10 protein-coding genes are annotated in these 10,358 nt (G+C 35.7%); 9 read left to right on the forward strand and 1 reads right to left on the reverse strand.

What is annotated here, in order from left to right; all coding sequences use genetic code 11:
* Positions 1–66: 66 nt before the first annotated feature.
* From D6734_06435 to D6734_06470, 8 genes are all read left to right on the forward strand, one after another.
* Positions 67–840, forward strand: coding sequence for an ABC transporter permease (locus tag D6734_06435; GenBank protein RMF95029.1), 774 nt, complete (start codon positions 67–69; stop codon positions 838–840).
* On the forward strand, positions 840–1,514 hold the full coding sequence (locus D6734_06440; GenBank protein RMF95030.1) for a hypothetical protein: 675 nt from the start codon (positions 840–842) through the stop codon (positions 1,512–1,514). Before D6734_06435 ends, D6734_06440 begins: the two co-directional genes overlap by 1 nt.
* Positions 1,515–1,519: 5 nt before the next feature.
* Positions 1,520–2,275 (forward strand): hypothetical protein, encoded by a 756-nt coding sequence (locus D6734_06445; protein RMF95031.1) that lies wholly within the window; start codon positions 1,520–1,522, stop codon positions 2,273–2,275.
* A 6-nt stretch (positions 2,276–2,281) separates the two neighbouring features.
* Positions 2,282–3,028 (forward strand): ABC transporter ATP-binding protein, encoded by a 747-nt coding sequence (locus D6734_06450; GenBank protein RMF95032.1) that lies wholly within the window; start codon positions 2,282–2,284, stop codon positions 3,026–3,028.
* A 14-nt stretch (positions 3,029–3,042) separates the two neighbouring features.
* Positions 3,043–4,026, forward strand: coding sequence for an MCE family protein (locus D6734_06455; GenBank protein ID RMF95033.1), 984 nt, complete (start codon positions 3,043–3,045; stop codon positions 4,024–4,026).
* 33 nt (positions 4,027–4,059) lie between these two features.
* Entirely contained in the window at positions 4,060–5,349 is a 1,290-nt protein-coding gene (locus D6734_06460; GenBank protein ID RMF95034.1) for a hypothetical protein, read from the forward strand.
* Between the two features lie 61 nt (positions 5,350–5,410).
* Entirely contained in the window at positions 5,411–7,414 is a 2,004-nt protein-coding gene (gene ligA / locus D6734_06465; GenBank protein ID RMF95035.1) for an NAD-dependent DNA ligase LigA, read from the forward strand.
* A gap of 27 nt (positions 7,415–7,441) precedes the next feature.
* Complete coding sequence (locus D6734_06470; protein RMF95036.1) at positions 7,442–8,218, forward strand: MBL fold metallo-hydrolase; 777 nt, start codon at positions 7,442–7,444, stop codon at positions 8,216–8,218.
* Here the strand turns inward: D6734_06470 and D6734_06475 are convergent.
* Positions 8,215–8,532, reverse strand: a complete 318-nt coding sequence (locus D6734_06475; GenBank protein RMF95037.1) for a coproporphyrinogen III oxidase — start codon at positions 8,530–8,532, stop codon at positions 8,215–8,217. The genes D6734_06470 and D6734_06475 overlap by 4 nt on opposite strands.
* A 204-nt stretch (positions 8,533–8,736) precedes the next feature.
* Here D6734_06475 and D6734_06480 point away from each other — a divergent pair, with 204 nt between their 5' ends.
* Positions 8,737–10,266: an NAD(P)/FAD-dependent oxidoreductase gene (locus D6734_06480; protein RMF95038.1), complete on the forward strand. Its 1,530-nt coding sequence runs from the start codon at positions 8,737–8,739 to the stop codon at positions 10,264–10,266.
* The last annotated feature ends 92 nt before the right edge of the window (positions 10,267–10,358 follow it).

Below are 10,358 nucleotides of genomic sequence, written 5' to 3' on the forward strand. Positions count from 1 at the left end.
GGGTAAAGACTCTTCATCAAGAGTTCAAATGTTTATGAATATTGTAAAAAAAATTTATAGATTCCTATGAAATCATTCTTTGATTGGCTTGGCTGCAGGGTTACTCTTTTAATAGAAGAGATTGGGCGGGTTGTAATCTTTTTCACAAAATTTATCATCTGGCTTTTTAAACCTCCCTTCAAATTCTTCAATATGTTAAAACAGATGGAGGTTATCGGAGTCAACTCTGTAATAGTTGTCCTATTAACAGGATTTTTCACAGGTGCTGTTTTTTCACTTCAAACATATAGAGGATTCCATCAATTCAATGCTGAATATCTTGTCGGTTATGTTGTAGCTCTTGCTCTTTCACGAGAATTGGGCCCTGTATTAACAGGACTTATGGTAACAGGAAGAGCAGGCTCGTTGATCGCCGCAGAATTAGGCACAATGAGAGTAACTGAACAGATAGATGCAATGGAAGTTATGGCAGTCAATCCAACACAGTATCTTATCGTACCAAGAATAATAGCAGGTATAATTGTTCTTCCTCTTTTGACCATTATTGCAGACTTCATTGGAATAATAGGCGGATTTGTCGTTACAGTAAAATTTCTTGGACAAAGTTCAGTCATATATTGGTCGGGAATCAGGGATAATCTTGAGTTTTCCGATTTGATGCAGGGTATTTACAAAGCAATGTTTTTCGGAATGATTCTTACTCTCGTTGGATGTTATAAGGGCTTTTATACAGAAGGTGGAGCTGAAGGAGTTGGTAAAGCAACGACAAGCGCTGTTGTTGTAGCATCTGTGCTGATTTTAATTTCTGACTATGTTTTAACAAGTCTCTTTTTCTCATAATGCTTATTGAAACCGATTATTATACAGAAATTGAGCAATTCCTGACGGGGAAACGGGAAAGAGGGCTTCTTGTAAGCACAGCAGATTACCGCATAATGAAAAAATGGGAAGCATTGGGCATCCCTCTCGATATTGTCAAAAAAGGAATAGAATTGACAATTGACAGTATCAAATTTTCAAAAAAAAACAGAATAAACGGCATAATAACCCTTTCATCATGCAGCAGAAGAGTTTTAAAACTTTGGCGTGAATACAGAGAAGCAAAAAGCGGCTCAATAGAAGAATGGCAGAATAAAGCCAACAAAGAAATATCTAAAAATTTAATTGATGATATTTTAAAGATGATTTCTTCACTTGAAGAAAATGCCAGAAAGCAAACTATATCATCCAGTATTGATTCACTGGTTTATGAGTTTAAAAATGAACTTCAAAAAATGCTTGATAATAACAAAAAGTTATCATCAGATGCTGAACGAGTATATGAAGAAATTGAAGATTTGAAGGAAAATTATCTTGAAAAAATTGTTTTATCCTTAAATGAAGAAGAAAAAAATCAACTTCTTTCGAGATGGAACAAAAAATTGAAAAAATTGAAAGCCATCAATAACAAAGAGTATGAGAATACTTGTAAAGAGCTCTTAAAAATTGCCATAGCTGAAAGACTTGGAGTTTAAGAGAAATGGCAGAAAAGAAAGTAGAAAAAGAGGAAATGGAAGTCTGTGAAATATGCCTTGGCACAGGATGGATTCCTGTAAAGGAAGAAGGTATTGAAAAAGTCAAGAGATGCTCCTGTTTCACAGAGCTTTTAAAAAAGAAGGTTATAAGCACCTGCAACATTCCTGAAAGATACAGTGAATGCACTCTGGATAATTATGAAACACATAATTCCAGCCAGCGCACAGCCAAAAGAATAGCAGAAAAATTCTGTAAAGGATACCCCGGCTATGAAATAGGATTATTCTTCGTTGGCCCATGCGGCGTTGGCAAAACTCATCTGTCAGTTGCTATATTGAAAAACCTTATAGAAAACAAACTCGTTGATGGAATCTTTTATGATTTTTGGGAGCTTTTAAAATCAATCCAAAGCACTTATAGTGCGACTTCACTCCTTACCGAATCACAAATAATTTCACCTGTTATAGAAAAAGAAATTATAATCCTTGACGACTTGGGCGCCCAAAAAGTTACAGATTGGCGTCGTGATATACTTACTTACATTTTGAATAAAAGATATAATGAGAAAAAACCAACGATACTTTCATCTAACTGGCATATTTCCGCTGATAAAGACAGCAATATCGAAGAAACCCTTGAAGACAGAATTGGGACAAGATTGATTTCACGAATTTATGAAATGTGCCGCATAGTGGAAATTACAGGGAATGATTACAGAAAATCCTTCAAACAGGACGGATACAGGCATATTTTGAGGTAATTCAAAGTGATAGAACTAAGAAATGTTTCTAAATCATTTAACGGCAAAAAGGTTTTAGACAGGATTAATTTAACAATCGAAGAAGGAAGCACTACCGTTATAATCGGTGGCAGTGGACAAGGTAAAAGTGTAATACTCAAACATATCATAGGACTGATGAAACCTGATGAAGGAGAAATACTTTACAAGGGAAAAGATATTACAAAAATCTCCGATTTTGAATTAAATGAAATAAGAAAAGAATTTGGATTTCTTTTTCAATTTGCAGCCCTATTCGACTCAATGACAGTGGAAGAAAATGTTGGATTCCCATTGAGGGAAAATACCAAAATGAAAGAATCTGAGATAAGAGAAATTGTACGTCAACGGCTTTTAGATGTAGGATTGAAGGATGTAGAAGATAAAATGCCTTCCGAACTTTCAGGAGGTATGCAAAGAAGAGTGGGACTTGCACGAGCCCTTGCAATGTCTCCTAAAACTATAATCTATGACGAGCCCACAACAGGCCTTGACCCTATTTTGTCTGATACAATCAACACGCTCATCAGGGACACACAAAAAAAATTTGGAGTAACTTCGATCGTATCAAGCCATGATATACCGGGTATGTTCAAAATAGCAGATAAAGTTGCTTTGATTTACAACACAAAGATACATTTTTTTGGAACAACAGAGGAACTGAGAAACTGCAAGGACCCATATGTGATTCAATTTCTGAGCGGTTCATCTGAAGGTCCTGCAAAAGTTATTTAATAAGGAGATATGATATGAATAACAAAAAGATAAGCGTTGAGGCAAAGGTGGGTCTTTTCACCCTTGCCGTGATTATTCTTCTCTTCTGGTTGTCAATGCAGTTCGGAGAAATAACTTGGTTGAAGCCAAAGGGATATGTCCTGCATTCCGAACTCGAAAATGTGGCAGGACTTGAGAAGGAATCACCTATTAAAATGGCAGGTGTAAGAATAGGACGGATAGAAGATTTGAGGATTGAAGACGGCAAAGCAAAACTTGCTATGAGAATAGATGATGGTGTCCAAATTCATGAAGGCGCGAAGGTATCGGTAAAATCAGACAGTCTTTTAGGGCAAAAATACTTAGATATAAGCTTTGGTGATCCAAAAGCAAAACTGCTTGCAGACGGAGACTCCTTAGGAGAAGGCGTAGTTGCAGCCGATATCGATAAACTTATCGGGCAGCTAACTGAAGTCGCAAAAGGGCTGAATGAAGTCGTGTCACAGAATTCCGAAAACATAAATCAGATGTTGGCAAATCTCAAAAAATCCACTGATACTCTTCAAAAAATACTGACTGAAAATGAAGACAGAATTTCAAGTGCTATAGCCAATATCGATGGCTTTTCAAAAAAACTGAACACTCTGCTCAGCGAAAATAAGGAATCAGTGACAAAAGCCATAAGCAACTTTGAAAAATTCTCATCAAGTCTTAATGAGAAAGGACCTGAAGTAATGGATAAATTTTCAAAACTCGGCGACAACCTTGATGGAATGATTGAAGAAAACAGAGAAAATCTTAAAGAAACAATCCTAAAAGTAAAAGAAACTTCTGATAATCTCAATAAAATATTGGTTAAAGTTAATAAAGGCGAGGGAACTCTTGGCAAACTTGTCAATGATGACGAGCTTTATGATACAGCCAAAAAATCATTAAAGGATTTGGGAGATTCAGCTGAACAAGCAAGTGAATTGTCTCCAATTTCAACATTTATAAGCTCGTTATTCTTTCTTTTTTAATCATCTCCAATGAAAAAGTGTTTTTTAATATTATTGTTTTTTTTAACGCATCTGCTTCTTTTCTCTCCCTGCCTCTGCAAGGCAGATGAAAAGGCGGAGATTCATGCAAATATTGGTCCCATTGCTGCAGTTAGTGAAACTGAAAGGGAAAAAAGTTTCAGGATTCCTCCTCTTTTCGGCTACGAAAAAGACATTCCAAAGGGGACATTTAACCTCGATATACTTTGGCCTCTAATAAATTACAAAAGAGCTGAAAAAAAAATACAGCTTCGAGTGCTTCCTTTTCTCTTTTTTAAGAAAGATATGGAAAGGGAATGGGATAAAAAGAAATATCTTTATATTCTCCCTCTATATATATCATCTGAAAAAAGCGGTAGAAAATCCCGTGTAATCTTTCCTCTTTACGGACACTTTGAAGGATGGTTTGGATTAGACTCCTTTGATTTCCTGCTATTCCCTCTCTATACGGCTTCAAAGGAAAAGGAAGAAAATTCTTACAGCTATTGTTGGCCCTTTTTCAACTACTCAATTGCAAAGGGGAAAAGATATTATAGGATTTGGCCCTTCTATGGAAGCAAATCAGTTGAAAAGGAATATGAGAAGACATTCATCCTTTGGCCCTTTTATAACAATCAAAAGTTTTATAAAGATGACGGCGCTTTAAAAAAAGAGAGGCTTCTTCTCTTCCCTTTTTTTGGAAGCTCAAAGTCAGATGTTGCGGAAACGAAGCTTTTCCTGTTTCCTCTCTATGTATCACAGAAAAAACTGAAAGAAGATTTTTCAAGATACGATGTCATCTGGCCCCTTTTTTCAATAACGAGAGGGAAAGAAAGAAGGACTACACAAGTATTTCCTTTTTTTCGTCTTGATAAAAAAGGTGATTCTTTCAGAAATTTTTACCTTTGGCCTCTTCTGTGGGATGGCGATATAAAAGTATCAGGATATAGAAAAAGATTTTTCAGTTTCGTCCCCTTATACCTTTATAACCACATAGAATGGGAAAATAGAAAGATAGATGAAAAACTCCATAAAATATGGCCTCTTTTCTCTTATCGCAGTGATGGAAATTCGACACTCATAAGGACTTTGGATATCCTGCCTTTCAATGAAAAAGGAAGATTTGGAGAAGGCTTCTATAAAAACATTGGCATACTCTTTTCTTTCTTTGAATACAGCAAAGATATAAAAGACGATGCTTTTAAGATTTCCTTTTTTAAAGGGCTTTTCGGTTATGAAAAGGAAGGCAAGGAGAAGACAGTGAGACTCCTTTATTTTCCTATTTACAAAAAGAATAAACCTGATAGTAAAAACTCAGATAAATAAAAATTCACACTTTTCATTAATGTTGTTGTCATCTTCTAACCTAATTAATTACTTTGATTAAATGAATGAAGAAGAGATCAAAAGGAAGATTGAAGCGCTTAAAAAAGAAATAAACTACCATAACTACTGCTACTATGTCCTTGATAGCCCTGAAATCCCTGATGCAGAATATGACCGTCTCTTTAGAGAATTAAAAAAATTAGAAGAAGAAAATCCTCATCTAATAACACCTGATTCTCCAACTCAAAGGGTTGGCGCAGCGCCGCTTGAAGAATTCAACAGAATTAGACATTTGACACGGCTTTTTAGTCTCGACGATGCCTTTTCTGAAGGAGAAGTTTTAGAATTTGACCAAAGAATCAGGAAAGGGCTTGGCAAAAATGTAGAATTTACATATGTTGCGGAACCGAAAATCGACGGGTTGGCAGTAAATCTTCTTTATGAAAATGGAATATTTGTAAGCGGCGCTACTCGTGGAGATGGGGAAGTGGGTGAAGATATTACACAAAATTTAAAAACAATAAGGTCGCTGACATTACATATGCTTGACTCAGATATTCCTCACCCATCGAGAATTGAAATACGAGGAGAGGTCTATATTTCGAAAGAGGATTTCATAAAACTAAACGATGAAAGGATTGCAGCAGGCGAACCCATATTTGCAAACCCAAGAAATGCTGCTGCGGGATCATTGCGTCAGCTTGACCCTAAAATTACAGCATCGCGTTCATTAAATATTTACCTTTATGGAATGGGGCTTTGCGAAGGAATAGAATTCCTTAATCATTATGATTTCTTGCAAACAATAAAAAAATGGGGTTTTAGGGTAAATCCTGAAATTAAGATTTGCCATAAAATTGAAGATGTTTTGGAATATTTCAAATACATAGAAAATAAAAGAAATGAACTTGAATATGAAATCGATGGTGTAGTTGTCAAAGTCAATGAGTTTGAATTACAACGGCTGCTTGGTGAAAAGACAAGAGCTCCCCGCTGGGCACTTGCAATAAAATTCAAACCTGAAGAAGCTCTCACTATTGTTGAAGATATTACTGTGCAGGTTGGACGCACAGGAATTTTAACACCTGTCGCAAAACTCACACCTGTAAATGTTGGTGGAGTTGAAATATCAAGGGCAACACTCCACAACCTCGATGAAATCAGAAGAAAAGATATCCGCATCGGTGATACAGTTACTGTTAGAAGGGCTGGAGATGTCATACCTGAAGTAGTTTCAGCCATTAAATCTAAGCGCACAGGCAAAGAAAAGATATTTGAAATGCCTACGGCTTGTCCTGTTTGCGGGGCTCACATCATACGTGAAGGAGCTTATTTTAGATGCACAAGTATATCTTGTCCTGCACAAATCAAGGAGGGCATCAAGCACTTTGCTTCTCGGGGTGCAATGGACATCGAAGGTTTAGGAGACAAACTTGTCGACCAGCTCGTTGAAAAAGAAATTGTAAAAGATCTTGCCGACATCTATTTTCTCAAAGCTGATAAGCTTGCAAACCTTGAAAGAATGGGAAAGAAATCGGCTGAGAATCTAATAAAGGCAATCGAAAGGAGCAAGAGGTGTCAACTTTCCCGTTTCATCTATGCTCTTGGGATTAAATTAGTTGGAGAATACACAGCAAAGCTTTTAGCAGATAACTTCCATTCAATTGAGAATTTAAAAAAGAAAACCGAAGAAGAACTTCTTGAAATCGATGGAATTGGTCCTGAAGTGGCTTCAAGCATTGTGAATTTCTTCAAGGAAGAGGAAAATCTGAGAGTAATTGAAAAGATGTTCTCAGCAGGTCTTGTCATCGAAAAAACTGAAGCTAAAAAAGGCAGAAAATTTGAGGGTAAATCCTTTGTTTTTACAGGAGCGTTGAAAAGCTTTACAAGAGAAGAGGCAAAGCGGATAGTTGAAGCTGAAGGCGGTAAGGCATCATCATCAGTCAGTAAAAAAACAGACTATGTAGTCGCAGGAGAAGATGCCGGTTCAAAACTTGACAAAGCAAAAGAACTTGGCGTAACCATTATCAGCGAAGATGAATTTATTGAAATGATAAATAAATAAGATTTCTTTCTTAAGAGGAATAAATAAGTGAAAGGTGAGATAATTTTTCTTGGCACAGGCACTTCACATGGAGTACCGAAGATAGGATGCAGATGCAAGGTATGCCTTTCTGATGACCCGAAAGACAAACGGATGCGCTCTTCAATACTCATTAAAATTGAAAAGAAATCGAACATATTGATAGATACTTCAATAGACCTTAGATTTCAGGCATTGAAGCACAATATTGATAAGATTGACGCAGTATTATTCACACATTATCATGCAGACCATATATTTGGTCTCGACGAATTGAGAAGATTCAATGAAATAACAGGGAAAACTATTCCCATTTACGGCACAAAGGACACCCTTCAAGAAATAAGACGAATCTTCTCCTATGTTTTTTCAGGAAGACATATACCCGGAGGAGGAATCCCTTCTTTGAAAGCAGTGGAGGTCAACAGCCGCATAAATATTGAAGGAATCACTTTTGACCGTCTTGAAGGGAAACACGGGATGTTTGATGTATCAGGATTCAGAATGGCTAATGTAGTCTATTTCACAGATGTTAAGCATATCTCCGAAAAAACCCTCAAAAAAATGGAAGGACTTGAAATTTTGATTTTGGGCGCCTTGCGCGATACTCCTCATCCCACGCATTTCTCAATCGATGAAGCATACGAAATTGTAAAGAAAATACAGCCACAAAAAACATATCTCACTCATATTTCCCACGAAATATCTCATAGTGAAACCTCATTACAGCTACCGACAAATGTTTTTCTTGCTTATGACGGACTGAAATTAGAATTTGAAATCTAAAATTTAACTGTTGGTGGAAGAGTTTGAAGTATCATAACTTCAGGATTAACACCTATTTCTAACCCATATCTGAATCCTTCGTCCTCAATTAGGTTAAATTCAACCCATCTTCCTCTCTTAAAAAGCATTCTTTCCCTTTCTTCATCAGTATATTTTTCATCTTTTCTAATCTCTACTATTTTGAAATAGGTATCGATAAAAATTTCCGCAGTCTTCTTTGCGAAATCAAACTCAGAAGCAGGGAAATCGAATGCTATGCCGACAAGTCCACCCCTTGGTTCATTACGATATTTAAGCCAAAAGGTTTTTTTCAGATTAGCCCTCTATATATCATAATCTTTATTGAAATCGGCTCAAAATTTTTTAAATTTTTTTTGAGAAGAAAGATATTTTTGAGGAATTTTTGCTTTTTTAATCCAAATCAGCCATTTTTCAGTCTCAGAAAAAATTTTTTAATATGACTATGTTCAAAATATTAATTGTTATGATAGTGTAAAATTTCAAATTATGTTAAATCTATGAACTACGATTGTATCATTGTCGGCGGTGGAGTTGGAGGATTAGTTTGTGCCGCTTATCTTGCAAAAGCAGGAGCAAAAATTCTTCTATGCCACAAGTTTGACCATTTAGGAGGCACTGCTTCAGAATTTCGACGGGGAGAATTTCTTTTTCCTGCGGGGCCTCTGTCCTTCAGTTTTCACAGATTTGTTAAGAAAGTACTCAACGAATTAGATAGCACTAATGAAATCAAGTTTAAAAGGTCGCATTTTCAATATAAATCCCCTCATATCGACACAATAATTTCTTATCCCTTCCATCAATTGACTGAAAAACTTACAGCTTTTTATCCCAAAGAAAAAAAGGGAATAGAAGAATTCTTTAGGACAATGAAAAAACTCTCTTTAAAAAACTACATCGAGATAGAAAGAGAAACAGGGAAATTTCTAAGTGCCAAGGAAAGAGAAAGATATAAGGATATTCCGGATGTTGAAACTTTAGAATTTCCTGAAAATCTATCAGCATACGATGTGGCAGAAAGAATAATAGAAGATGAAAATTTAATAACTCTTTTATCAAATCAAAGCTTTGAAGAAGGGGAAATGTCAGCAGTACTTTGTGCAAATATGTGGGATATGATGTGCGAGAAAGGAATTTGGTATCCCCTAGGAGGTTTTAGAAGTATTAATAATAGTTTTAAAAAAGTAATTGAAGAAAATGGAGGAGATATACTCCTTTCTTCTGAAGTTTCAAAAATTTTAATCAAAGGCAAAAGGGCAATTGGTGTAACGCTTAAAAATGGCGAATTTATCAAAGCAAATTTTGTCAGTTCAAATGCTGATTATAAGAATACCTTTTTAAAAATGGCATCAGGGGATTTGCCTGATAATAAGTTTTTGAATTGGGTAAAAAATCTTCAAGACAGCGGTTCAATCTTTTGTGTCTATCTTGGGATTGATACTGACAAAGTAGATTTATCACCTCTCAAAGCCGACCATTTATTTTACCGTGCTAACTTGAATTCTTCAATACCTTGGAAACACGATATTTCATCTATTGATTTTTTTCTAAATAGAGAATTTGAAATATGCAGATGGACCAATAAGGATAAAGATTCAGCACCAAAGGGGAAGGAAGTCATAATATTACGGACAAATGCTCCTTATACCTTTTTCAGAAGATGGATAGGCAGAGAAGATAGAAGATTAGCTGGTTATTACGATTTCAAAGAAAAAATGGCAAACCTTTTTATCAAAGCGGCAGGTACACTTCTAAAAGGATTGGAAAATTCTGTTGAAGTTATTGAATGCTCAACTCCTCTCACATATCAATATTGGAGTGGAAGTAGTGAAGGTGCTTGCGCGGGTTGGTCATGGAGTAAAGATAGCGAAATGGGAAGTAAATTCAAAGTGTTAATTAAAACCCCTATCGACAATCTGTTTATGGTTGGCTATCAGTCATTTTCTCAACTTTTTATGGGAGGGTATGCAACAGCAATTCAAAGTGGTAGATTAACTGCTAATGAAATATTAAATAATTCAATAAGTTAGTTTTCTTTCTGCTACAAAATTAAATCAATGGTCATTCAAGAGTAATTTTTTTCAAAGAAAAATATGTTTTATCACATTGATAACAAAGGACA

Source organism: Candidatus Schekmanbacteria bacterium (assembly GCA_003695725.1).
Lineage (GTDB): Bacteria > Schekmanbacteria > GWA2-38-11 > GWA2-38-11 > J061 > J061.